Source organism: Leclercia adecarboxylata, assembly GCF_035787115.1.
GTDB classification, from domain to species: domain Bacteria; phylum Pseudomonadota; class Gammaproteobacteria; order Enterobacterales; family Enterobacteriaceae; genus Enterobacter; species Enterobacter adecarboxylatus_E.
In genome coordinates this window covers 41,867-65,557 of sequence record NZ_JALKTL010000007.1, presented here as the reverse complement: position 1 = coordinate 65,557, position 23,691 = coordinate 41,867, and the positions used below count along the sequence as shown (strand labels likewise).

The following is a 23,691-nucleotide window of genomic DNA, read 5'->3' as shown; positions in this document are numbered from 1 at the left end:
AAACTCCGTAGCACCTGTCTTTGTATACTCTCGCTGTGCCCAAATCTTCGGCCAATAGTAAATGGGTGATGGCAATATCACTGTCAAATGAAAGCCGGATAAATAGGGTGTTTTATGATTTTTTTGGAACAGATGTACGACTAAGCGTAAAAGGAAAGCACCGCATTATGAGATTTCACTCTCACCATGCCAATGAGGATGGAGATGTTTTAGAAAGAAGGCATGCCGGGTAAGCATCGCGCCACCCGGCAAAAGATCAGAACTCAGTCTTGCTGAAACCGGTCATCTCTTTCAGACCCATTTCACGGCCCAGCTCGGTCATCGGATGGACAACTACCAGGCCGCGCACGCTCTTCTTGAGCTTGCCCATGTCGGCCTGCTCTTTTTTGGTAATGGCGCGACGGAACGGCAGTTTTGCCAGCTTCTGCGCCTCTTTACTCAGCTTCTGGCCGTGCACGCTGCGCAGGCGCTCGATCTCGGTTTCCAGCGTCGCTTTCTCTTTTTCCAGTTCGGCGTACTTCTCCGCGGCATCAACCAGAGAGAGGCTGGCCTGCTGGTGGCGGATCAGGTCCAGACGATCGCTCAGACGTTTAATTTCACTCTTTTCGACTTCTTTCATAACAAATGGCTCTAAAAACAGGGGGAATTACGACAAAGGATACACGAATGTGCGCAGGCTTACTTCTGAAACGCTTTTTTTAAGCTGATTCGGGAAATCAGCTCGGTCAGGGAGAGTACCATAGTGGAGCGAACAATTTGCTGGTAACGCTGTTTCTGCATGGCGTACAGCTCAGGATCGCTGGTATCAAAATGCGGCGCCGGGGGCAGGGCGGTGACGCAGTGCAGCTCGCCCAGCGGGCCGAGGATCTCGTCGTCGGTAAACGAATATTCGTTGCCGTCGTGATTGAGCTCCTCGCGCAACGCCATCAGCAGCTCGGCATCTTCATACTCGTGACGGCTGATGACGCCCAGGCCATAGATCAGTTTCAGACGCACGGATAAATCGCCCAACGGGCCGTCACCGTCGAGTAACGGTTCAACTGCGTATTTCACCGCGTAGTCGTCTTTGCGAAACACCTGAAGCACCAGGATATTCACCGCCTCGGTTAACAACTCGACGGCGGATATCAGGAAACTTCGAACGGTTTTGCCAGCATTCAGACGCTCCAGCACACGGTTTTCAAAGGCCTGGGTTTGTTCCATTATTGCCTGCATATCTGACAATCTATATTCCGGGCGCAGGATGACCTGCGCCAGTTCCTGCATCATTTGGTTGCGTTATAGTCGGAAACCGCCTCCACAACCACGTCGCTGTTGGCATCCAGACCGGATACCTGCGCCAGCGCGGCCTGTGGACCTTTCTCGTCAATCAGCTGCGCCAGCTCCTGCGCCTGCGGATCTTCGTCGCTGCGGTAGTGCATCGCGGCGGCAATACCTTTGACCAGACTGGTGTGCGGCAGGCCATATTCCAGGGTGCCGAGCAGCGGCTTGATCAGGCGATCGCCCGCACTCAGTTTGCGCAGCGGCTGACGGCCGACGCGCTCAACGTCATCTTTCAGATACGGGTTTTCAAAACGACCGAGGATTTTCTGAATATATGCCGCATGCTTCCCGGCATCAAAACCGTAGCGTTTAATCAGTACCGCGCCGCTCTCGTCCATTGCACCTTTTACCACGGCGCGGACGTTCTCATCGAGGATCGCGTCACGAATGGTCTGATGACCCGCTAGTTTACCGAGGTAGGCGGTTATAGCATGCCCGGTGTTCAGCGTGAAGAGCTTACGCTCGACAAATGCCATCAGGTTATCCGTTAATTCCATTCCCGCAATGTCAGGCAGTGGGCCTTTGAACTGGGTTTTGTCGACGATCCATTCACTGAAGGTCTCTACGGTCACTTCCAGCGGATCGTGAGTGGCGGACGCTGATGGTGGCACGATACGATCCACGGCGGAATCGACAAAGCCTACGTGCTCTTCAACCCAGGCTTTATCTTCATCGGCTACCGCAGCCATAACATGGCCTTTCAGCTGGGTGGTGCCACGCACCATGTTTTCACAGGCGATGATATTAAGCGGGGCATTGTTGCCCTGGGCCTTACGTTTCGCCAGACCTTTCGCCACTGCCGGTGCGATACGCTCCAGCACCACCGGACCCACGGCGGTCGTTACCAGGTCAACGCTGGCAATCAGATCGATAACCTCATCGCCAATGCTGCTGACCGCGTTTACGCCGGTCACGGTGTCAACCTGCTCGTTTTCACCCACCACATGCACCTGATAGCTATGACGTGCATTCAGGGCATCAAGTACCGTCTGATTTACATCGGCGAATGTCAGCGTAATGCCCGCGTCAGCCAGCAGTTTGCCGATAAAGCCACGACCGATGTTACCTGCGCCAAAATGTAATGCTTTCATAGTATTAACCTTCATCAATGTTTTTACCCGAGAGGGCTGGGGTGAGGAACCTCGCAAACTTCCCCTCACCCTAGCCCTCTCCCCGTTGGGGAGAGGGAAGAGAACTTACTTGTTCAGCAGCGCCAGGACTTCTTCGACACTGGTGGTGTTAGCCAGACGTTCAATAACCGTCTCATCGTCCAGAGCATTGGTCAGGCTGGTAATCACCTGAATATGCTCGTTGTTACGGGCCGCGATACCAATCACCAGACGGGCGATGTCATCTTCTTCTTCGCCGAAACGTACGCCTGCCGGGTACTGACAGAACACCACGCCGGTTTTCAGGACGCGATCTTTCGCTTCAACCGTACCGTGCGGCACCGCAATGGATTCGCCCAGGTAGGTTGGGGTCAGTTTTTCGCGTTCCAGCATCGCATCAACGTATTCCGGCTGAACGTAGCCGCCTTTCACCAGCTGCTCACCGGCAAAGCGAATCGCTTCTTCTTTATTGCTCGCGGTACGGCCGAGGAAGATGTTCTCCGCGCCCAGTTTAAACAGGTGGCTGTTGCTCTCGTCAAAGCTGTCCTGCAGGCTGGAACGCACTTTAACTTCGTTATCTTCGTGACGTTGCGCCGCCACCAGACGTTCGGTCAGGCTGGTGTACAGGCCGCTGTCGAGGAAGTTAGTCAGCGAAATATGCTGCGCCTGCGGTACCTGGCGCATCGCACGCTCGGTCAGGTCGCGGTGGGTGATGACCAGGTCAACATCCGGCGGCAGGCTGTTAATCGCGCTGTTGGTAACGGAGATCTGAGACAGACCGGCATCCGCCACTTTCTTACGCAGAACCCCTGCACCCATGGCGCTGGAACCCATACCGGCGTCGCAGGCAACGATGATTTTACGCACGTGGCTCAGATCGTTGGAGACATCGCCCGCAGCCAGCGGAGTTGCGCCTTTAGACTGGGCTTTCATGTCCTGCATACGACGGGTTGCCGCTTCGATATCGTCTTCTTCTTTCACTTTGCTGGTTTTCAGCAGGATAGCGGAGACTACGAAGGAGACCGCCATTGCCGCGAAGATTGCCGCGAGGTTGGCGAAGTAAGCGCCTTTCGGGGTCATCGCCAGTACCGCCAGGATAGAACCCGGAGAGGCAGGAGAGACCAGACCACCGTTCAGCACGCTCAGGGTGAATACGCCAGTCATACCGCCGAGGATAACGGCGAGGATCAGACGTGGGTTCATCAGCACGTACGGGAAGTAAATTTCGTGGATACCGCCCAGGAAGTGGATGATTGCCGCACCGCCCGCAGACTGTTTCGCGCTACCGCGACCGAAGAAAATGTATGCCAGCAGGACGCCCATACCCGGACCCGGGTTCGCTTCAATCAGGAAGAAGATAGACTTGCCGAGGTCGTGAGACTGCTGAATGCCCAGCGGTGAGAAGATACCGTGGTTGATGGCGTTGTTCAGGAACAGGATTTTCGCCGGTTCAACAAAGATAGACGCCAGCGGCAGCATGTCGTGGGCAACCATGAAGTTCACGCCCGCTGCCAGCAGTTTGGAGAGCACTTCAACTGCCGGGCCAATGCCGAGGAACGCCAGAATCGCCAGGATCATACCGATGATGCCGGCGGAGAAGTTGTTCACCAGCATTTCGAAGCCGGATTTGATTTTACCATCAACCCAGACGTCAAAACGCTTGATCGCCCAGCCGCCCAGTGGACCTGCAATCATCGCGCCGAGGAACATCGGCATATCCGCACCCACGATAACGCCCATGGTGGTGATCGCACCGACCACGCCGCCACGGTCACCGCCCACCAGACGACCACCGGTATAACCGATGAGCAGCGGCAGCAGATAGGTAATCATTGGGCCAACAAGTTTCGCCAGCGTTTCGTTAGGCAACCACCCTGTCGGAATAAATAACGCAGTGATGATACCCCACGCGATAAACGCGCCGATATTTGGCATCACCATGTTACTCAGGAAACGACCAAAGCTTTGTACTTTGATCTTGAAATCGGATGACATAAAACACCCCTTCTTCTGTTTACGCAGGCCTTCGGCCCGAGGTTTGTTGTGAATGCGGCGGCAGAGGTAGCCAGGCACTGTTCTGATGACGTGAAATTTGGCACTTAATGATTTAACTGTCCAGACAGGCAAAATTTATGTGATCTGAATCACGTAAATGTAGGGGGTGTGGTAAGAAATGAGGTGATCAAGGTCACAAAATTGACGTGTAAAAAAAGTACAATGCGCGCAAAAGCGACAGTGCAGGCACATAAATGTGAAATAAATCACATTTTATGGTCGCGGGTTTGTTTCTGGAGTGTGATCAAATCCACAAAATATTTTTATGCGGAATTCTCTGGATGTGATCGAATGCAACATCTGCTGTGCCATTCGACGCCAGGATGTAAGTCAACAACACTTATAGCTAAAAAAACGGTTCAGGAATGTGGTAGGGCGAAAAGTTCTAAGCTAGAGTTAGCTGATACTGTAAACTTAAGTCTATTATTATTCAGGATATATTTTGTCACGCTTCTAAACTTGCACGGAGATATATTAAAAAATCATACTCCCCAACTCTTAATAATAAGTACAGCCCATGTACTTAACAAAGAATTAATTTGGTTGCTTACCATTTAATTGTTTTAATGAGTTTACGTTTTTAATGAGGCAAATATGTTTCTTAACTATTTTGCACTGGGTGTGTTGATTTTTGTCTTCCTGGTTCTTTTTTATGGAATCATCGCCATCCATGACATTCCTTATAATATAGCCAAAAAGCGCAACCATCCTCATGCCGATGCGATCCATACGGCGGGGTGGATTAGCCTGTTTACGCTTCATGCCATCTGGCCGTTTCTGTGGATTTGGGCAACGCTTTATCAGCCAGAGCGTGGCTGGGGGATGCAGAACCACATTCAGCCGTCAGAATGCAATCCCGACGTGGATGCGCTGGCGAAGCGCGTAGCCGAGCTGGAACAAAAACTGGCCGCAGTGCCGCCCACTGCTGATAAGAATACGCCGGAGCACTAATTATGGATCTGTTGATCATCTTGACCTATGTTGCGTTTGCATGGGCCATTTTTAAAATATTCCGTATCCCGGTAAATCAGTGGACGCTGGCGACCGCGACCCTGGGTGGCGTGTTTATTGTTGCCGGACTCATTTTATTAATGAACTACAACCACCCTTATACGTTTACGGCGCAGAAAGCGGTTATCTCTATTCCGATTACGCCCCAGGTAACGGGCGTGGTAACGGAAGTCACGGATAAAAATAACCAGCTCATTAAAAAAGGCGAAGTGTTATTTAAAATCGATCCGGGCAGGTATAAAGCGCGCGTCGATCGTCTGCAGGCAGACCTGGTAACGGCAACACACAATATTGAAGTACTGAAAGCCCAGCTTTCGGAAGCCGAATCAAATACCACCCGCGTCTCCGCCGAACGCGATCGTCTGTTGAAAGACTATCAGCGGTATGTGAAAGGCAGCCGGGCGAAGGTGAATCCGTTCTCTGAAAGCGATATCGACAACGCGCGGCAAAACTACCTGGCGCAGGACGCCATGGTGAAAGCGTCGGTGGCGGAACAAGTGCAGATCCAGAGCCAGTTAGAGAGCATGTCTAACGGCGAACAGTCGCAGATTGCCTCCCTGCGTGCCCAGCTGGCCGAAGCCACCTACAACCTGGACCAGACCATAATCCGGGCGCCGAGCAACGGTTACATCACCCAGGTGCTGATTCGTCCAGGTACTTATGCCGCATCTCTGCCGCTGCGTCCGGTGATGGTGTTTATCCCTGAGCAGAAACGGCAGATTGTGGCGCAGTTTCGCCAGAACTCGTTACTGCGCCTGAAGCCAGGCGACGAAGCCGAAGTGGTGTTCAATGCCCTGCCGGGGCAGGTCTTCTCCGGCAAGCTCACCAGCATTCTGCCGGTGGTGCCGGGCGGCTCTTACCAGGCGCAGGGGGTGCTGCAGGCACTGACGGTGGTTCCCGGTACCGATGGCGTGATTGGCACCATCGAACTGGAGCCGAACGCTGATGTGGACGCCCTGCCTGACGGCATCTACGCCCAGGTGGCGGTGTACTCCGATCACTTCTCGCACGTCTCCGTGATGCGTAAGGTCCTGCTGCGGATGACCAGCTGGATGCACTATCTCTATCTCGACCATTAATCCCTTTAAAGGCAGGTATGCGATCCGCGTATCTGCCTTTTTTTCTTTGCCTGAGCCATACTTATCCTTTTGTTGGCGGAAAAGGAGCAGGCAATGAAACTCATCGGCAGTTATACCAGTCCCTTCGTGCGTAAAATCTCCATTCTCCTGCTGGAGAAAGGCATCACTTTTGAATTTATTAATGAACAGCCCTATCAGGCCGAAAGCGGTGTCGCGCAGTACAACCCCCTGGGTAAAGTCCCGGCGCTGGTAACCGATGACGGTGAGCACTGGTTCGACTCCCCTGTCATTGCCAGCTATATCGAACTGCTGGATATTGCCCCGGCGATGCTCCCCCGTGACCCCAAAGCCGCGCTGGCTATCCGGCAAATCGAGGCGCTGGCAGACGGGATCATGGATGCGGCGCTGGCCTCCGTGCGTGAACAGGCCCGCCCGGCGGCGCAGCAGTCTGAGACGGAGCTGCTGCGCCAGCGCGAGAAAATCGTTCGCAGTCTCGATCATTGTGAGCAGATGATCCGCGAGGGAAAAATCGCCACCGACAGCGTCAACCTGGCGACCATCGCCATTGCCTGCGCCATCGGCTACCTCAATTTCCGCCGCGTATCGCCGGGCTGGTGTGTCGATCGCCCGCTGCTGGTTAAGCTGGCGGAAACCCTCTTTCAGCGTGAAAGTTTTGCCCGTACCGAACCGCCAAAGGCTTGATGCAGCCCGGTAACACTTCCTTGCCGGACGCGGTACAATCGCGCCTGACATTGACTCCCTCTCCCGTCGGGAGGGGGGAAGATACCTAACCGTCAGGCGCATTCATGACTACTCAGCACGCTCTCTACAGCCAACTTCCCGCGACCGATCGTCTGCTTCGCGATGCCCGTCTTACCCCCGTTATTGCCCGGTTTGGTCACAGCCGAACCGTGGATACCTTACGCCTGTTACAGGACGAAGCCCGCGCCGGGATCCGCGCCGACAATCGCCTGCCGGCGTGGTGTGACGACTGGGCGCAGGAGACTGAAAAGCGGCTGGCGCAGGATGAAGCTCAGGGGCTGCGGCAGGTACTGAACCTGACGGGCACGGTGCTGCATACTAATCTGGGGCGCGCGCTGCTGGCCGAGGAGGCGGTTGCCGCCGTCACCCAGGCGATGCAGGTGCCGGTGACTCTGGAGTACGATCTCGACGGCGCCGGACGTGGTCATCGCGACCGGGCGCTGGCGGCATTGCTCTGCCAGCTTACCGGGGCGGAAGACGCCTGTATTGTAAATAACAACGCCGCGGCGGTGCTGCTGATGCTGGCCGCAACGGCGAGCGGCAAAGAGGTGGTGGTTTCGCGCGGCGAACTGGTGGAGATTGGCGGCGCGTTTCGCATACCCGACGTGATGACCCAGGCCGGGTGCCAGCTTCACGAAGTGGGCACCACCAACCGCACCCATGACCGGGACTATGCCGCCGCCATCAGTGAAAACACCGCCCTGCTGATGAAGGTTCATACCAGTAATTATCAGATCGAAGGCTTCACCAGTGCCGTTGATGAGGCGGAGCTGGTGCGCATCGGGCAAGAGAAAGGGGTAGCGGTGGTTGTCGATCTGGGCAGCGGTTCGCTGGTGGATCTCAGCCGCTACGGCCTGCCGAAAGAGCCGATGCCGCAGGCGCTGATCGCCGCTGGCGTCAGCCTGGTGAGCTTCTCCGGGGACAAGTTACTCGGCGGTCCTCAGGCCGGGATTATCGTCGGTAAGCGCGATCTGATTGCCAGATTGCAACGCCACCCGCTGAAACGCGCTCTGCGGGCGGATAAAATGACCCTGGCCGCGCTGGAGGCGACCTTGCGTCTCTATCTTCACCCGGAGACGCTGGCTGAGCGGCTACCAACGCTGCGCCTGTTAAGCCGCGATGCCGCCGCCATTCACCGTCAGGGGGAGCGGCTGCTGACTCAGGTCGCCGCCCATTACCCTGACTTTGAGGTGCGCGTGGAAGCGTGCCTGTCCCAGCCGGGGAGCGGATCGCTGCCGGTAGATCGCCTGCCCGGCGCAGCCCTGACGTTCACCCCACGCGACGGACGCGGTAGCCAACTGGACGCGCTGGCGTTACGCTGGCGTTCGCTGCCCGTGCCGGTACTCGGACGAATAAAGGACGGGCGCCTGTGGCTGGATTTACGCTGTCTGGAAGATGACGCCCTGTTTCTGGAGATGTTGTTGAAATGATTATTGCCACTGCCGGTCACGTTGACCATGGCAAAACGACGCTGCTGCAGGCGATCACCGGCGTCAACGCCGACCGTCTGCCGGAAGAAAAAAAGCGCGGCATGACCATCGATCTGGGTTATGCCTACTGGCCGCAGCCGGATGGCCGGGTGCTGGGGTTTATCGACGTGCCGGGGCACGAAAAGTTTTTATCAAACATGCTGGCGGGCGTAGGCGGCATCGACCACGCCCTGCTGGTGGTGGCCTGCGATGACGGGGTGATGGCCCAGACGCGTGAGCACCTGCAGATCCTCACGCTGACCGGTCGTCCACAGCTGACGGTGGCGTTGACCAAAGCCGACCGCGTCGATGACGCCCGGGTGGAAGAGGTGCGCGAAGAGGTGCTGGCCACCCTGCGCGACGCTGGTTTCGCGGATGCCACGCTGTTTGTCACCGTCGCCACCGAAGGGCGGGGAATTGATGCCCTGCGCGCCCATCTGCAACAGCTGCCTGACCGCGCTCATGCTGACCATCACCGTTTTCGTCTGGCAATCGACCGCGCCTTTACCGTAAAAGGGGCGGGGCTGGTGGTGACCGGCACGGCGCTGTCAGGAGAAGTGCGCGTGGGTGACAGTCTGTGGCTGACCGGAGTCAATAAGCCGGTGCGTATTCGTGGCTTGCATGCGCAAAATCAGCCCGTCAAACAGGCTCACGCCGGGCAGCGCATTGCCCTTAATCTGGTGGGCGATACGGAAAAAGCCAGCCTTAACCGCGGCGACTGGCTGCTGGCTGAGGCACCGCCGGAGCCGGCCACGCGCGTTATCGTCACTCTGCAGGGCGACGTACCGCTCACGCAGTGGCAGCCGCTGCATATTCACCATGCTGCCAGCCACGTGACCGGTCGCGTCTCGCTGCTGGAGGGGGCGCTGGCGGAGCTGGTTTTTGATAACCCGCTATGGCTTGCTGACAACGATCGTCTGGTGCTGCGCGATATTTCTGCCCGCGCCACACTGGCCGGCGCGCGGGTGGTGACGCTTAATCCCCCGCGTCGCGGAAAGCGTAAGCCGGAGTACCTGCACTGGCTGGCGACGCTGGTAACCGCGCAGGATGACCACAGCGCGCTGCTGGCGCATCTGGAACGTGGCGCAGTTAATCTGGATGAGTTTGGCTGGGTGCGCCAGCTCAGCGAGGAAGGGCTGCGCCAGCTGACGCAACAGTCGACGTTCATCCAGGCCGGTACCAGCCTGCTAAACACCGCTGTCGCGGCCCGCTGGCAGCGTAAAATTCTGGACGTGCTGGCAACCTATCATCAACAGCATCAGGATGAACCTGGCCCCGGGCGTGAACGCCTGCGGCGTATGGCGCTGCCGATGGAAGACGAAGCTCTGGTGCTGCTGTTAATCGAGCGGATGCGCGCGAGCGGGGATCTGCACAGCTATCACGGCTGGCTGCATCTGCCGGATCATAAAGCGGGCTTTACCCCGGAGCAGCAGGCTGTCTGGCAAAAAGCGCAGGCGCTGTTTGGCGACGAGTCCTGGTGGGTGCGCGATCTGGCGCGTGAAACCGCCACCGACGAGCAGGCCATGCGTCAGGTGCTGAAGCATGCGGCGCAGCAGGGGCTGATCACCGCGATCGTTAAAGATCGCTACTACCGTCACGATCGTATCGTCACCTTTGCGAATCTGATCCGGACGCTGGATAGCGAGCGCGGCTCAACCTGCGCGGCGGATTTCCGCGATCGGCTGAACGTCGGACGTAAGCTGGCGATCCAGATCCTGGAGTATTTCAACCGCATTGGCTTCACCCGCCGCCGCGGTAACGATCACCTCCTGCGTGACGCCCTGCTCTTTACCGGGGAAGCGCAGCAGCCTTAAACCTCGCTTCTGGCAAGCTTCTGTTTTGCCAGCCATACGGCCCCCAGCCTGCCCGCCTGGTTACCTAACTGGCAGGGCAGGATGGGCACCTGCAACGCCTCCCACTCTTCAAAGGTCTGCAGGTGTCTGTCGAGCAGTTTATAAATTTTCTCCTGCTCGCTGATCCCGCCGCCAATCAGCACCACCTGCGGATCGTACATCGAGATCACGCTGTAGACGCCGCGGGCCAGAAACAGCGCCCACTCTTCTACGGCTTCGCGCAGATGCAGGTCGTTTTCCATACGCTCAAACAGCTCTTCGCCTTTCGGCATATCATCCCCGGAAACCCCCAGCGCCCGGCGGCAGGTCTCCATCAGCCCTTTGGCCGAGGCCACCTCATGCATCCCTTCACCGTTCTTACCTACCGGGATCACCCCAAACTCCCCGGCGCGGTAGTGCGAGCCACGCCAGAGATCGCCCTCCACCACAATGCCGCCGCCGATCCCGGTGCCGAGCGTCATGCAGACAAAATTCTCATATTCCCGTCCGGCACCGCGCCAGCGCTCACCCAGGGCGGCGCAGCTGGCATCATTGTCGGCTACCAGCGGCAGATCGGTCAGCTCCGCGAAAAATTCATACAGGTTGACGTTATCCAGGTACTCCAGCGCGCCCGCTTTTGCGGCCTCGCCGGTATGGGTGTTGATATGCCCCGGGATACTCACCCCGATCGCCGCGATCTCATGTTCTTTCTGGTACGCCTCGACCACCTCGCGCCACTGTTGCTTAAAACTCTCTTCGTCCTCTGGCGTATCAAACTGATCGGTGGCGAGTTCGTTGCCCTCCTCGTCGATCACGCCGTGTTTAATGTGGGTTCCGCCCACGTCAAAGCCGATAAAAAGCCGCATTTATCCTTACCTCCACCCGGTTTATGCGCTTTAAGTATGGCTCAGCGCCAGAAACCAAACGTAAAGTAAGGTAATGCGTGAAGGGGCTCGCAAAGCAGGCGACGACTGGCGATGTTTTCACCGCCGCGGTCTACCTTTGAATGACACTACACACAAGGAGACAGTCATGACGAACAACCCTCCATCAGCACGTATCCTGCCTGGCGAATATGGTTTTCCTCTCAAGCTTAAAGCCCGTTATGACAACTTTATCGGCGGCGACTGGGTTCCCCCGGCTGACGGCGAGTATTATCAGAACCTCACCCCGGTGACCGGCCAGCCGCTGTGCGAGATCGCCAGCTCCGGCAAGCGCGATATCGATCTGGCGCTGGATGCCGCCCATAAAGCGAAAGAGAAGTGGGCCCACACCTCGGTACAGGATCGCGCCGCGATTTTGTTCAAAATCGCCGATCGCATGGAGCAGAACCTGGAGCTGTTAGCCACCGCAGAAACCTGGGACAACGGTAAACCGATCCGCGAAACCATGGCCGCCGACGTGCCGCTGGCCATCGATCATTTCCGCTATTTCGCCTCCTGTATTCGTGCGCAGGAAGGGGGGATCAGCGAGGTGGACAAAGACACCGTGGCGTATCATTTCCATGAGCCGCTGGGCGTGGTCGGGCAGATCATTCCGTGGAACTTTCCGCTGCTGATGGCCGCCTGGAAAATGGCGCCCGCGCTGGCGGCAGGCAACTGCGTGGTGCTGAAGCCGGCGCGCTTAACCCCGCTGTCGATACTGCTGCTGATGGACGTGGTGGGCGACCTGCTCCCGCCGGGCGTGGTGAACGTGGTGAACGGTGCTGGTGGGGAAATCGGCGAATATCTGGCGACGTCCAAACGGATCGCCAAGGTGGCCTTTACCGGCTCGACCGAAGTGGGCCAGCAGATCATGCAGTATGCCACCCAGAACATTATTCCGGTGACGCTGGAGCTGGGCGGGAAATCCCCGAACATTTTCTTTGCCGACGTGATGGATGAAGAGGACGCCTTCTTTGATAAGGCGCTGGAAGGGTTTGCGCTCTTTGCCTTCAACCAGGGTGAAGTCTGTACCTGTCCAAGCCGGGCGCTGGTGCAGGAGTCCATTTACGAACGCTTTATGGAGCGCGCCATTCGTCGCGTGGAGTCGATCCGCAGCGGTAACCCGCTGGATAACGTCACCCAGATGGGGGCCCAGGTCTCCCACGGGCAGCTGGAAACCATCCTTAACTACATTGATATCGGCAAGAAAGAGGGGGCGGACGTTTTAACCGGCGGACGGCGTAAGATGCTGGACGGTGAGCTGAAAGAGGGTTACTACCTTGAGCCGACCATCTTGTCCGGCAAAAACAACATGCGCGTTTTCCAGGAGGAGATCTTTGGCCCGGTCCTGGCGGTAACCACCTTCAAAACCATGGAGGAGGCGCTGGAGCTGGCCAATGATACGCAGTATGGCCTGGGGGCCGGGGTCTGGAGCCGTAACGGCAATCTGGCCTATCAGATGGGGCGCGGGATCCAGGCCGGTCGCGTGTGGACCAACTGCTATCACGCCTATCCGGCCCATGCCGCCTTTGGCGGCTATAAGCAGTCGGGTATTGGCCGCGAAACGCACAAGATGATGCTGGAACATTACCAGCAGACCAAGTGCCTGCTGGTGAGCTACTCCGACAAACCGCTCGGGCTGTTCTGATCCTTCAGCGCAGGCCGCCCCTGGGCGGCCTGCGCAATCTGCTTGCGCAGGGTATTCAGCACGCCGTCGAGCACAAACTGTACCCGCCAGGGTTGATAGTCACGTTTACGGAAGATCGCCACCAGATCCAGCCACCACTCCTCCTGATGCGTGAAGCAGGGCACCAGGACGCCCAGTTCGATCTCTTTCTGCAGGCTCTCTTTGGGCGCAAATACGATCCCCAGATGATTACGCGCCAGTTCCAGCGCCGTCTGGGTGTTATCGCAAATATAGTTTCCGGTGACTTTGTAGTCATGCACCTGATTGCTGTTATTCGAACGAAAACGCCAGATATTCGCATCATCGATGATCATCGAATCAATAAGAATACAGGAGTGGTTAATTAAATTTTCGGGGTGGCTAATAGGGTGCTTTTTAATATATTCCGGGGTGGCAAAAGCCGTAACCGAATATTTGGTTAAGGTGCTGGCGACCAGGCTTTCATCTTTGGGTTGGGCATAGGTTATTAAAATATCACAATCATCGGGGAACACCACGCCTTCTAGAAACTCGCTGCCATTCAGGTTATAGGTTTTCAGACTAATGCGAATATCGCCAATATTTTCGATCTGATGAACCACGTGGCGGGCCAGATAAGTTACGATCCCCGTCGGACCATAGATAGTGACCTTGCCGCGTTTTTCATGTTTATAATCGGCAATAAAATTAACCAGTTGGTCGTTCTTTTCCAGCGATGCGTTGATGAAAGGCAGCAGGGCTTCACCAAACTGGGTCAACGCCAGATGGCGGGTAGTGCGCTCAAAAATCTTCAGGCCGACGCGGGTTTCGAAATCTGAAAGATATTTGCTGACGTTGGCCTGGGCCATCCCCAACAGCGCGGCAGCATCTCCGATGCTGTGAGTGGCGGCAATGACGGAAATAATTTTTAATTCACGCGGCTTGATTTGCAGCTTATTCATTGCCTGATGCTCATCTATATGAATTTATATATAATATTATACAAATAACGAAATTGCATTGCGATTTTTGTAACCATTATTATGCGCCGGCTCGCTGGAAAATTAATGGATTACAAACAATGAAGTTTAAAAAGAGTTTACTTATTGCCACTGTTTTATTTGCGGCCGCCCCCGTGATGGCCGAAGGTTTTTCAATTGGCGCTGGCGCTGTTTTTAATGAATCGCCGTATAAAGGTTATAACGAGAATGTTTCTGCTGTCCCGTTAATAAGCTACGAAGGGGAACACTTCTACGTGCGTCAGGCGACCGGCGGCTGGATCGTCTGGAAAGATGCTAAAAACGAACTCAGCCTGACGACTTCCTGGATGCCGCTGCACTTCGACCCGGAAGACAACGACGATCCTGCGATGAAGCAGCTGGATGAGCGCAAAGCCTCGGCGATGCTGGGGGGAGCGTACTACCACCACGAAAGCTGGGGGAGCCTGAAGTTGGCGATTGCCGCCGATGCAATGGACGAGAGCGGCGGCATGATGGGTGAAATGTCCTGGTTTCGGCCGTTCCGCATAGAGCGCCTGACCCTGACGCCGTCGCTGGGGGTATTCTTCCACGACGATAGTTTTAACGACTACTACTATGGCGTATCGGAGAAAGAGTCGCGTCGCAGTGATCTGCAGCAGTACACCGCCGGCGAAACCGTGACCCCTTACGTGGGTGTGGCAGCCAAATACCCGCTGACGCAGAACCTCTATCTCAACGCCAGCGCCGTGTATACCGTGCTGCCTGACGAGGTGAAAAACAGCCCGATGATCGATCGTGACGACAGCGTTGCGCTGATGACCGGCCTCACCTGGACGTTCTGAGTTTCCAAAAATCAGCCCTCAGGGACGAGGGCTGCCTCAATCGTTTGCTGCTTACGCCTCATCCACCCAGATCCGCATCTCCCCTTCGCCCCGGTTGGCCCAGCTAAACCACGGAATAAAAGTCAGCGTCTGCGCCTGTTGGGAGGTAGGCGCGCGATCGTACTGCCACAGCGGCTGTTGTTCAGCATCCGCGGCGTGACGGGTCAACCCCTGGGTCTGGATCAGCATCTTGTGAGCAAAAATCCCTTTTCCTTCAAACAGCTTAAATTCACTGTCCGCAGGAAGCGCCAGGTTGTGCAGCCCCGCGCCGTTATCCGCCTCTTCAAGACAGTAGACCAGCGGCCCGCGCTGAAGGGCCACTTTTCCGGCCTGTTGGCGCACCTGGGGATTACCGTAAACCCGGCGGACCGGCATCGGCAGGGTTAACAGCAGCGTATCGCCCTCCTGCCAGCGGCGGGTCAGGTAAAGATAGCCCTGACGCACCTCACCCATAACAGTTTCGCTATTCAGCGTGAGCTGTGGTGAGTCGCACCAGTCCGGCAGGCGTAAGGCCAGGGTATGGTCGATGGCGACAGGCGAGACGATCTCGATTTTGACCTGCTCCTGCCACGGGTAGTTGCCGCTGATCCGCAGCTGCAGTTCCTGCTCCCCCACCGGGAAAGTCATGCTGTTGCCGATGTAGAGGTTGATAAACAGGGCATCGTCGCGAAGGGTATAGATGTAGTGACCAATCGAGGTCAGGACGCGGGCGATATTAGGCGGACAGCAGGCGCAGCCGAACCAGCGCTGGCGAACCGGCTTCACGTGGTCGTAGATATGGTTAAATTTCAGCGTCTTCGGATGCACTTCCAGCGGGTTAACGTAGAAGAAATGTTTGCCGTCCAGCGCCATACCGCCAAGAACGGTATTGTATAACGCCCGCTCCATGACGTCGGCGTACTGGCTGTTGGCCTCCATCTCCAGCATGCGGCGGGCAAACATCATCAGGCCGATTGAGGCGCAGCTTTCGGCGTACACGGTGTCGTTCGGCAGATCGTAATCGCTGCTGAAGGCCTCGCCGCTGCTCTGGGAACCAATCCCGCCGGTAATGTACAGCTGGCGCCGGGCCATGTTGTTCCACAGGCGCAGGCAGTCCTGGCGCTTGCCCTCATCCTGACTCAGACGGGCCAGATGCGCGACGCCGGTCATCAGATAGACGAAGCGCACCGCATGACCGATTGCGGTTTGCTGTTCCGCCAGCGGCTGATGCGCCTGGCTGTAGGCTTTATCCTGCACCATCCACGCCGGGCCGTAGGTGTTCCAGTAAGAGGTTTTGCCGCGCTTTTCATATTCGATGTCGTAGAAGTGCGGCTGAGTGCCGCGCTCCTCGACGAAATACTTCACCAGCGCCAGATAGCGCGGCTCCTGGGTAACATCAAACAGGCGCATCAGCGCCAGCTCGATCTCCGGGTGGCCGGGATAGCCGTGCAGCTGCTGCTCGCCCGGGCCAAAAACGCTGTCGATATGGTCAGCCAGCTTACAGACCACCTCCAGCAGACGGCGTTTGCCGGTACCCTGGAAGTACGCCACCCCCGCTTCAATCATGTGCCCGGCGCAGTACAGCTCATGGCACTCCGCCAGGTTGGTCCAGCGTTCCTCAGGCGCTTTTACCGTGAAGTACGTGTTCAGATAACCATCGTCGCACTGCGCGGCGGCTACCAGCTCGATCACCTCATCGGCGGTCTTTTCCAGTTCCGCGTCAGGCTTCTGGCACAGCGACCAGGCGACCGCCTCCAGCCATTTCGCTACGTCGCTGTCCTGAAAGACCATCCCGTAAAATTCACCGCTCTGCTGGCCCGCCGCGATGCGGAAGTTGCTGATGGCATGGCTGGGTTCGGCCTCATCAATGCGATCGTTCAGGGCATCCCACTGATAGGGGATGACCACATCGCGCACCAGCTGTTGATACTGGCCCAGAAACGGGTCGCTGATTTTCAGGTTATGCAGGTCGGGTTCCATTATGGACATCATGTTCTCCTCAGGATTGAGCGTGACGCTGGCGCAGGTCGGTGGCAATGCGCGCCATCATCGGGTTATTGAGTCGGCACTTGCGGATCGCCAGCGCCAGCAGCAGATGGAAGAGGGCAGGCAGCAGGGTCTCCATCGCGGTGATGCCCTGCAGCGATGCGGGCGTCTGGTTGCCCGCCCCCGGCTGGTAGGCGACAAAAATAAATACCAGGCTGATGATCCCGGCGCTGGAGGCCCATGCCAGCTTGATGAAAAACAGGTTAAAGGCGAAGTTCATGCCGGAGGAGCGCACGCGGGTTTTCCACTCGCCGTAGTCATCGGCAAAGGCCATCAACGCGAAGTGCAGCGGCAGGGTAAAGCCAAGGATCACGCCGTTCGCCAGAATAACTACCAGCCACAGGGTCTGGTACGCCGGTCCGCCGGGCAGGAACCACATCCCTACCGCCAGTACTGCCAGTACCAGATTGGTGTAGTAGTAGAGTTTGACGGTATCGCTGCGGCGCGACAGCAGGTTAACGATCACCGCGCCCAGGATGGCGGCAAAGGTAACCATAGTGAAGAACAGCGAGGTGTAGGCGGTGCTGCCTTCCAGCACGTAAGTGATGAAATACATGTAGCCGCCGCCGCGAATGTTGAAGACGTTAATCAGCAGGAAAGACATCACCAGCATCAGCAGCAGCTGGTCGTTCTGGCGCAGACCGGCGAGGTGCTCCTTTAGCGTAAATTTCCCCATCATCGCCAGCGGTACGCGCTCGCGAACCCAGAAGAAGCAGCACAGGAACATCACCACCGCAATGGCGCACAACACCCCCACGCCCAGCTGATAACCCTGCGCCACGTTGCCCTGGCCAAGCAGCTCAACCAGCCACGGCAGGCCCACGGAGACCAGAAAACCGGCCACCCCACACAGCACAAAGCGCCAGGACTGGCAGGAGAGCACTTCGCTGTGGCGGGTGGTCATGGTGTTGATCAGCGCGCAGTAGGGGACGTTGATGGCGGTATAACCCACCGAGAGCAGCAGATAGGTGCCGAAGGCCCAGGCGATTTTGACCCCCATGCCCGCGTCCGGCACGGTGAAGGTCAGCACGCCGATAACGCCTATCGGCAGGGCGACCCAGAGCTGCCACGGGCGAAAGCGTCCCCAGCGGCTTTGGGTACGGTCGGCGATGATCCCCATCACCGGGTCGGAGATCGCGTCGAAAATACGCAGGGCGATAAACAGGGTGCCGACCAGCGCCGGGGTTAAGCCAAAGACATCGGTATAGAAAAAGGTCAAAAAGTTCATGATCAGACAGGTGATCACCGTCCCGCCAGCATCACCCAGGCCGTAGCCTATTTTTTCTCGTATCGTCAGGCGATCGTTGACGGCCTGTTGGGCAATCTCTGTCTGTGTAATCGGAGTGGAAGTCATGAGGTAACTCCTCGGGTTGGATTTTTTATGTTGTTTTGCAGAGTACCCGACTAATTGTGCACTGTTCCCCGGGGGCAACAAGGGAAGGGAAAAGTATAAAAAGGTGAGGATTCCGACCTTATTCGTAAAATGTGATTTTGATCGGGAAGAACAGAAAATAGCTGTTAATAATCAGTGATGAAGAGAAAGAGTTTGTTCATTAATAGCGAGAAAGTGAATAACCATGCTCGAATTATCCATAACGCTTCCGATCAGGGTTCAGAATGGCGGGTACTTTATCTCCCGGGGGGTAGGGCGACATCCGGCGCGCAGGCTCGACTCGTGGGAGGTTATCTTTGTCGAAAAGGGGACATTAACGATCCAGGAAGATTCGACGGTATTTGAAGTCCATGCCGGAGAGAGTTTGCTCCTCTGGCCCCACCGCCGACACAAGGGAATCGAGGATTTTCCTGCCGATTTACGCTTTTACTGGCTGCATTTTGAGATTCAGGATGAAACCTCAGCGTCATCCCTGAGCACGACGCTGTCGATGCAGCAGCACGCAAAAATCGGCGATCCGCAGGCGATGGTTGCCCTGTTCCGGCAATTTCTGACGGAGCAGGAGAAACTACAGCGCAGCCCGGCGCTGGAATTTATTCTGCTGCTGATCCTGCAACAGCTCTCCGTGACGCCCGGGCAGGAGCGGGCCCCGGATGAAGCGGGGGTCAATCTGGCGTGGAAGGCGCGGCAGGCGATCAGCACCCAGTTTCACCTGCCGCTCTCGACATCGCAGCTCGCCCGGGAGCTACACTGCAACGCGGATTATCTCGGGCGGGTGTTTCGTCGGGTCTTTCATCTGACGCTCACCGAGGCTATCCATCGTCAGCGCGTCAGGGCCGCCGAAAAGTTACTGCTCAACGATGCCGTATCGCTAAAAGAGGTGGCGGTGCGCTGCGGATTTAACGACACAGGCTATTTCCGGCAAATCTTCCGTAAGCATACGGGGTTAACGCCCGGCGTCTGGAAGCGTCGCTACTGCAAGGAGCATATCAATTCCGCCTGAGCGTTATGGCAGATGGCCAGTTTTCACGGCAGGGCGCACAAAAGTGGCATTTTGCCCTGTTTGATCAAAGCGCGCGGCCTGGACACTCTGGCAACCTGACTTTTTCAACAAGGATGGAGCAGGCGATGAACCCCTTTATCATTGCGGACCCGACGAAATGTATTGGCTGTCGCACCTGCGAAGTGGCCTGCGTGGTGTCGCATCAGGAGAGTCAGAATTGTGCGGCGGTGACGGCAAAGGCATTTATCTCCCGCATTCGGGTAGTGAAAGGCGGATGCTTTACCACGGCGGTCACCTGTCACCAGTGTGAAGATGCCCCCTGTGCCAACGTCTGTCCAACACAGGCTATTCAGCGAGAAAAAGGCGTCTGGCTGGTAGATCAGCGGCGCTGTATCGGCTGTAAAAGCTGCATGGTTGCCTGCCCGTTCGGGGCGATGCAGGTGACGGGAGAGGCTGGAAAGGTGCAGGCGCTGAAGTGCGATCGCTGCTCGCATCGCGAAGGCGGGCCTGCCTGCGTGGAGGCCTGCCCAACCCGCGCATTAAGCTGCGTGGATCCTGCCAGATTACGCGGCGAACGGCTGCGTTATCTGGCATAAATCGTTACTGACCGTTTTCCCGCCAGGCGAGGTCGATCTCTTCTGCGAGGATCTTCACGCCAGCTTCGATTTTCTCCGGGTCTGGCACATAGTTCATGCGCATGCACTGGTGGGTGTGCGGCCAGGGTTTATCCAGCCCCGGGAAGAAGTAATCCCCTGGCACCATCAGTACCCCGCGCTTTTTCAGACGCTGATACAGCAGCTCGGTGGTGATCGGCAGATCCTTAAACCACAGCCAGAGGAAAATCGCCCCTTCGGGTTTATGGATAAGGCAGCGATCTTCCGGTAAATAGCGGCGAATCGTGGCGATAGTCTCTTGTACGCGCTGATAGTAGAAAGGCTTAATTACCTCATTGGACAGGCGCAGCAGATCGTTGCGCTTAATCATCTCGCACATCATCGCCGGGCCAATTCCGCCCGGTGACAGGCTGATAATGCCGTTCATATTGGTAATGGCGGTGATGATTTTCTCATTGGCGATGATGATCCCGCAGCGGCTGCCCGGCAGGCCCAGCTTGGAGAGGCTCATGCACAGGACTATGTTCGGGTTCCACAGCGGGCGCGCTTCGCTGAAGATAATGCCCGGGAAGGGGACGCCGTAGGCGTTATCAATCACCAGCGGAATATCATGCTGGTTGGCCAGCGCATCCAGCTTCATCAGCTCTTCATCGGTGATGACGTTGCCGGTGGGGTTGGTTGGCCGCGAGACGCAGATCATCCCGGTCTCTTCACCGATATGCAGATGCTCAAAATCGACGTGATACTTGAACTGGCCTTCCGGCAGCAGCTCAATGTTCGGGCGTGCAGAGACGAAAAGATCGTCCTCCAGGCCAGCGTCGGCATAACCAATGTACTCCGGCGTCAGCGGAAAAAGCACCTTTTTAGTGGTGCCGTCGGCACGTCGGCCGGCGAAGAGGTTAAATAAGTAGAAAAACGCGCTCTGGCTGCCGTTTGTCAGTGCAATGTTCTGTGGGTCTATCTCCCAGCCGAGCGTGTCGCGCAGCATCTCCGCCAGGGTGGCGAGCAGCTCGGTTTTACCTTGTGGACCGTCGTAATTGCACAGCGCATCAGTGGCTTTGCCATTTTCCAGCATGTCCGCGAGGAGCGTCTGAAAATAGGCGTTCATCTCGGGGATTTGTGCCGGGTTACCTCCGCCAAGCATGATGGCGCCCGGTGTGCGCAGCCCGTCGTTGAGATCCTCCATCAGGCGGGTAATGCCTGAATGGCGGGTGAATTTGTCGCCGAAAAGTGAAAAAGTCATAGCAGGTGATCTGTCGAGCGTATTCTGAGTGTGGCTCACCATAACGCTACAACTGCGCGGGTGCAAATCAGCGTCGAAATGAATAATGGCTGTTTTGTATTATCAGTTTGACCTCTGGCAGCGAATTATCCTGCTCCCCCTCTCCCGACGGGAGAGGGGATCTGTCGAGCACGATCAGCGATTGCCCGCCCACACCACCATCACTTTGTCGCCCTGATGCTCGCGGACAAAACCGTAGCCCTGAGGCATCGTCAGCGTGGTCTGTGTGCCTTCACCGACCGCCGGATGGCGGGCGCGGAACTGCCCGATCCGCTGCCAGTGGGCGACGGTTTCTGCCTGTGAACCGTTGATATCCTGCCAGTTCATGTCCGAGCGTGTTCCCTGTAAGGGGTCAGAGCCCGTTGGACCAAAGGGGCGTGCAGATTCATCGCCATAAAAAATTTGTACGCTACCCGGCGCCAGTAACAGCAGCTCTGCCGCACGCCGATCGCCTTCGCGGAACAGGCGGGTATCGTGGGAGGAGAGGTAACTCAGGACGTTAAAGCTCTGCAGCTTTTCCGCCATCTGCTGCCAGGTCAGGTCGATATCAGCCAGACAGTCCACCGCTTTGGCCGCCTGTTCCTGATAATCAAAATTGATCATCGCATCGAAGCCGTGACGGTAGTAGTCGCTCTGCATCACCCCGTGGCCCCAGGCTTCGCCGGTCATCCAGAACGGCGCATCGTCGAGTTTTTTCTCCGGGTTGGCCTGCTTCCAGGCTTTTAACGCGTCGCTGGCCTGGTCTTTCAGCTGCTGCCAGCCCGCCAGCTCAACGTGCTTAGCAGTATCGACCCGAAAACCATCGATACCGTACTCACGCACCCACTGACTCAGCCAGTGGGTGAGGTAGTCCCGGGGGGTATAACCGTCGATGGCCTGCGCCCGGGTATCGGGTTTGTGGCGATAAAAATTCGGCAAGCCCGATGGGGTGGTCGATTCTGTTTTCAGGTCCGGCAGGAACGCCAGGGACATGGTCAGATCGTCAAAACCGGGGTTGTCATAATCACCGATATCGGTGCGCACCCACTGTTTGCCCCACCAGTTTTCCCAGCCCGCTTTATCGCTGAAGTTAATGTAATCGTTAAAGCTGTGCCAGCTCTGGCCGGCGCCCGGCTTCCAGTCGGTCCAGCGATCGCCCAGGATTTTTTTCAGCTCTGTACCCTGCAGATAGAGGGCGCCGAACTGATACTCCTGCATGTCCGCCAGCGTCGCGTAGCCGGTGTGGTTCATCACCACGTCAAACAGGATGCGGATCCCCCGACGATGGGCTTCATCCACCAGCTGGCGTAAATCGTCTTCTGTCCCCATGTTGGCGTCAAGCCGGGTCCAGTCCTGGGTGTAATAGCCGTGATAGGCGTAATGGGGGAAATCCCCTTTCGTGCCGCCGCCGACCCAGCCGTGGATCTGCTCCAGTGGGGAGCTGATCCACAGGGCGTTAACGCCAAGCTGCTGCAGATAGTCCAGTTTACTGGTGAGCCCTTTCAGATCGCCGCCGTGGAAGGTGCCAATCTCCTGCATACCGTCTTTATGGCGCCCATAGCTGTTGTCGTTGCGCGGATCGCCATTTTCAAACCGGTCGGTAAGTACAAAATAGACGGTGGCGTTTTGCCAGGTGAAAGGCGCGGGCTTGTCAGTTTCTGCCCGCTCCAGTAACAGCAGGCCGTTACTGCCCGGTGCGGGTTGCAGGGTAATTTTGCCCTGCTGCACGGTCGCGGTCTGTTTGCTGTAAAAGTCACGCACCACGCTCCCTTCCGGGAAGGTGCTGCCGACGTCGAGCGTTAACGGTTTGCCGTCCCATTTGGGGCACTGGCGCACCACGCTGGCCACCGCCTTTTCGCTCTCGCTGGCGACGGTTAACATCAGTGTGGGCGTGCCGGAACGGGTATCAATCCGTGCCTGATAATCGCCATCGCGGAAGATGCGCCACTGCGCCGGATCGCCTTCGCACGGCTTAAGTGACATCATCTCGTTGAGTTTTATCGTGTTTGTGGGCTGCCAGCACGCCTTGTCAAAACTCAGCGTCAACGGGCGGGTACCCTTCGTCAGCTTTGCCTGGGCCGTGAATACCCCTGAACCTTCAGCGGTAAAGGCCGGAAAACCCGGGGCTGACCAGTCGGCGCTGGCCATGGCAGGCAAGAACAAAAGAGCGAGAGCAGAACGTTTCATACCATTTTCCTGTCACAGCATTTTGCTCAGTTTGCCACCTATTTTAGCGGGCAAACTCATCCCCTGGCGCTATCGCGCAGGGAGGAGCAACGAGGGTGAGTGATCTCACGCTAAGTACGCTACTTAACTGCGATATTGA

Annotated in this window: 19 protein-coding genes; 9 read left to right on the top strand and 10 right to left on the bottom strand. The window is 56.9% G+C overall.

Annotated elements, in window-relative coordinates; all coding sequences use genetic code 11:
* Nucleotides 1-256 precede the first annotated feature (256 nt).
* From MXM41_RS19100 to MXM41_RS19085, 4 genes are all read right to left on the bottom strand, one after another.
* Complete coding sequence (locus MXM41_RS19100; RefSeq protein WP_325933717.1) at nt 257-619, bottom strand: YibL family ribosome-associated protein; 363 nt, start codon at nt 617-619, stop codon at nt 257-259.
* A gap of 59 nt (nt 620-678) precedes the next feature.
* A complete protein-coding gene (gene mtlR / locus MXM41_RS19095; RefSeq protein WP_325933716.1) occupies nt 679-1,269 on the bottom strand; it encodes a mannitol operon repressor MtlR in 591 nt (196 codons plus the stop codon).
* Nucleotides 1,266-2,414 (bottom strand): mannitol-1-phosphate 5-dehydrogenase, encoded by a 1,149-nt coding sequence (gene mtlD / locus MXM41_RS19090; protein ID WP_325933715.1) that lies wholly within the window; start codon nt 2,412-2,414, stop codon nt 1,266-1,268. Before mtlD ends, mtlR begins: the two co-directional genes overlap by 4 nt.
* 105 nt (nt 2,415-2,519) lie before the next feature.
* Nucleotides 2,520-4,427 carry a PTS mannitol transporter subunit IICBA gene (locus tag MXM41_RS19085; RefSeq protein WP_325933714.1) on the bottom strand — a complete coding sequence of 636 codons (1,908 nt, stop codon included), beginning with the start codon at nt 4,425-4,427 and terminating at the stop codon, nt 2,520-2,522.
* Between the two features lie 654 nt (nt 4,428-5,081).
* Here MXM41_RS19085 and MXM41_RS19080 point away from each other — a divergent pair.
* The 5 genes from MXM41_RS19080 to selB all read left to right on the top strand — a co-directional run bounded on the left by MXM41_RS19080 (nt 5,082) and on the right by selB (nt 10,622).
* Nucleotides 5,082-5,438 carry a DUF3302 domain-containing protein gene (locus tag MXM41_RS19080; protein ID WP_325933713.1) on the top strand — a complete coding sequence of 119 codons (357 nt, stop codon included), beginning with the start codon at nt 5,082-5,084 and terminating at the stop codon, nt 5,436-5,438.
* 2 nt (nt 5,439-5,440) lie between these two features.
* Nucleotides 5,441-6,577 carry an HlyD family secretion protein gene (locus MXM41_RS19075; protein WP_325933712.1) on the top strand — a complete coding sequence of 379 codons (1,137 nt, stop codon included), beginning with the start codon at nt 5,441-5,443 and terminating at the stop codon, nt 6,575-6,577.
* Between the two features lie 93 nt (nt 6,578-6,670).
* Nucleotides 6,671-7,279, top strand: a complete 609-nt coding sequence (locus MXM41_RS19070) for a glutathione S-transferase (RefSeq protein ID WP_325933711.1) — start codon at nt 6,671-6,673, stop codon at nt 7,277-7,279.
* A 104-nt stretch (nt 7,280-7,383) separates the two neighbouring features.
* Nucleotides 7,384-8,769, top strand: a complete 1,386-nt coding sequence (gene selA, locus MXM41_RS19065) for an L-seryl-tRNA(Sec) selenium transferase (protein WP_325933710.1) — start codon at nt 7,384-7,386, stop codon at nt 8,767-8,769.
* On the top strand, nt 8,766-10,622 hold the full coding sequence (gene selB, locus MXM41_RS19060) for a selenocysteine-specific translation elongation factor (protein WP_325933709.1): 1,857 nt from the start codon (nt 8,766-8,768) through the stop codon (nt 10,620-10,622). The genes selA and selB overlap by 4 nt, the downstream gene beginning before the upstream one ends.
* Here the strand turns inward: selB and MXM41_RS19055 are convergent.
* Complete coding sequence (locus tag MXM41_RS19055; protein WP_325933708.1) at nt 10,619-11,506, bottom strand: ROK family protein; 888 nt, start codon at nt 11,504-11,506, stop codon at nt 10,619-10,621. The two genes, selB and MXM41_RS19055, sit on opposite strands and share 4 nt — an antisense overlap.
* 166 nt (nt 11,507-11,672) lie before the next feature.
* Between MXM41_RS19055 and aldB the strand changes: the two genes are divergently transcribed.
* Nucleotides 11,673-13,211 carry an aldehyde dehydrogenase AldB gene (gene aldB, locus MXM41_RS19050; RefSeq protein ID WP_325933707.1) on the top strand — a complete coding sequence of 513 codons (1,539 nt, stop codon included), beginning with the start codon at nt 11,673-11,675 and terminating at the stop codon, nt 13,209-13,211.
* Here the strand turns inward: aldB and MXM41_RS19045 are convergent.
* Entirely contained in the window at nt 13,181-14,170 is a 990-nt protein-coding gene (locus MXM41_RS19045) for a LysR family transcriptional regulator (RefSeq protein WP_325933706.1), read from the bottom strand. The genes aldB and MXM41_RS19045 overlap by 31 nt on opposite strands.
* 119 nt (nt 14,171-14,289) lie before the next feature.
* On the opposite strand from MXM41_RS19045, the gene MXM41_RS19040 reads away from it, so the two are divergent.
* On the top strand, nt 14,290-15,030 hold the full coding sequence (locus MXM41_RS19040) for a MipA/OmpV family protein (RefSeq protein WP_325933704.1): 741 nt from the start codon (nt 14,290-14,292) through the stop codon (nt 15,028-15,030).
* 51 nt (nt 15,031-15,081) lie between these two features.
* Here MXM41_RS19040 and MXM41_RS19035 read toward each other — a convergent pair whose 3' ends face one another.
* Entirely contained in the window at nt 15,082-17,037 is a 1,956-nt protein-coding gene (locus tag MXM41_RS19035; protein WP_325933703.1) for a glycoside hydrolase family 127 protein, read from the bottom strand.
* Between the two features lie 10 nt (nt 17,038-17,047).
* Nucleotides 17,048-18,448 (bottom strand): MFS transporter, encoded by a 1,401-nt coding sequence (locus MXM41_RS19030; RefSeq protein WP_325933702.1) that lies wholly within the window; start codon nt 18,446-18,448, stop codon nt 17,048-17,050.
* Nucleotides 18,449-18,671: 223 nt separating this feature from the next.
* Between MXM41_RS19030 and MXM41_RS19025 the strand changes: the two genes are divergently transcribed.
* Both MXM41_RS19025 and MXM41_RS19020 read left to right on the top strand, forming a co-directional pair.
* Nucleotides 18,672-19,490 (top strand): AraC family transcriptional regulator, encoded by an 819-nt coding sequence (locus MXM41_RS19025; RefSeq protein ID WP_325933701.1) that lies wholly within the window; start codon nt 18,672-18,674, stop codon nt 19,488-19,490.
* A gap of 125 nt (nt 19,491-19,615) precedes the next feature.
* Nucleotides 19,616-20,086, top strand: coding sequence for a 4Fe-4S binding protein (locus MXM41_RS19020; protein ID WP_325933700.1), 471 nt, complete (start codon nt 19,616-19,618; stop codon nt 20,084-20,086).
* A 4-nt stretch (nt 20,087-20,090) separates the two neighbouring features.
* On the opposite strand, the gene avtA is transcribed toward MXM41_RS19020, so the two are convergent.
* Nucleotides 20,091-21,347, bottom strand: a complete 1,257-nt coding sequence (gene avtA / locus MXM41_RS19015; protein ID WP_325933699.1) for a valine--pyruvate transaminase — start codon at nt 21,345-21,347, stop codon at nt 20,091-20,093.
* A gap of 174 nt (nt 21,348-21,521) precedes the next feature.
* Nucleotides 21,522-23,552, bottom strand: a complete 2,031-nt coding sequence (locus tag MXM41_RS19010) for an alpha-amylase (RefSeq protein WP_325933698.1) — start codon at nt 23,550-23,552, stop codon at nt 21,522-21,524.
* Nucleotides 23,553-23,691 lie beyond the last annotated feature (139 nt).

Coding starts and splice junctions, on each gene's coding strand:
- avtA (WP_325933699.1), bottom strand. CDS start 21,347: ATGACTTTTTCACTTTTCGGCGACAAATTCACCCGCCATTCAGGCATT.
- MXM41_RS19100 (WP_325933717.1), bottom strand. CDS start 619: ATGAAAGAAGTCGAAAAGAGTGAAATTAAACGTCTGAGCGATCGTCTG.
- selA (WP_325933710.1), top strand. CDS start 7,384: ATGACTACTCAGCACGCTCTCTACAGCCAACTTCCCGCGACCGATCGT.
- MXM41_RS19085 (WP_325933714.1), bottom strand. CDS start 4,427: ATGTCATCCGATTTCAAGATCAAAGTACAAAGCTTTGGTCGTTTCCTG.
- MXM41_RS19030 (WP_325933702.1), bottom strand. CDS start 18,448: ATGACTTCCACTCCGATTACACAGACAGAGATTGCCCAACAGGCCGTC.
- MXM41_RS19070 (WP_325933711.1), top strand. CDS start 6,671: ATGAAACTCATCGGCAGTTATACCAGTCCCTTCGTGCGTAAAATCTCC.
- MXM41_RS19035 (WP_325933703.1), bottom strand. CDS start 17,037: ATGTCCATAATGGAACCCGACCTGCATAACCTGAAAATCAGCGACCCG.
- MXM41_RS19025 (WP_325933701.1), top strand. CDS start 18,672: ATGCTCGAATTATCCATAACGCTTCCGATCAGGGTTCAGAATGGCGGG.
- MXM41_RS19020 (WP_325933700.1), top strand. CDS start 19,616: ATGAACCCCTTTATCATTGCGGACCCGACGAAATGTATTGGCTGTCGC.
- MXM41_RS19055 (WP_325933708.1), bottom strand. CDS start 11,506: ATGCGGCTTTTTATCGGCTTTGACGTGGGCGGAACCCACATTAAACAC.
- MXM41_RS19040 (WP_325933704.1), top strand. CDS start 14,290: ATGAAGTTTAAAAAGAGTTTACTTATTGCCACTGTTTTATTTGCGGCC.
- MXM41_RS19080 (WP_325933713.1), top strand. CDS start 5,082: ATGTTTCTTAACTATTTTGCACTGGGTGTGTTGATTTTTGTCTTCCTG.
- MXM41_RS19045 (WP_325933706.1), bottom strand. CDS start 14,170: ATGAATAAGCTGCAAATCAAGCCGCGTGAATTAAAAATTATTTCCGTC.
- mtlR (WP_325933716.1), bottom strand. CDS start 1,269: ATGATGCAGGAACTGGCGCAGGTCATCCTGCGCCCGGAATATAGATTG.
- selB (WP_325933709.1), top strand. CDS start 8,766: ATGATTATTGCCACTGCCGGTCACGTTGACCATGGCAAAACGACGCTG.
- MXM41_RS19010 (WP_325933698.1), bottom strand. CDS start 23,552: ATGAAACGTTCTGCTCTCGCTCTTTTGTTCTTGCCTGCCATGGCCAGC.
- mtlD (WP_325933715.1), bottom strand. CDS start 2,414: ATGAAAGCATTACATTTTGGCGCAGGTAACATCGGTCGTGGCTTTATC.
- MXM41_RS19075 (WP_325933712.1), top strand. CDS start 5,441: ATGGATCTGTTGATCATCTTGACCTATGTTGCGTTTGCATGGGCCATT.
- aldB (WP_325933707.1), top strand. CDS start 11,673: ATGACGAACAACCCTCCATCAGCACGTATCCTGCCTGGCGAATATGGT.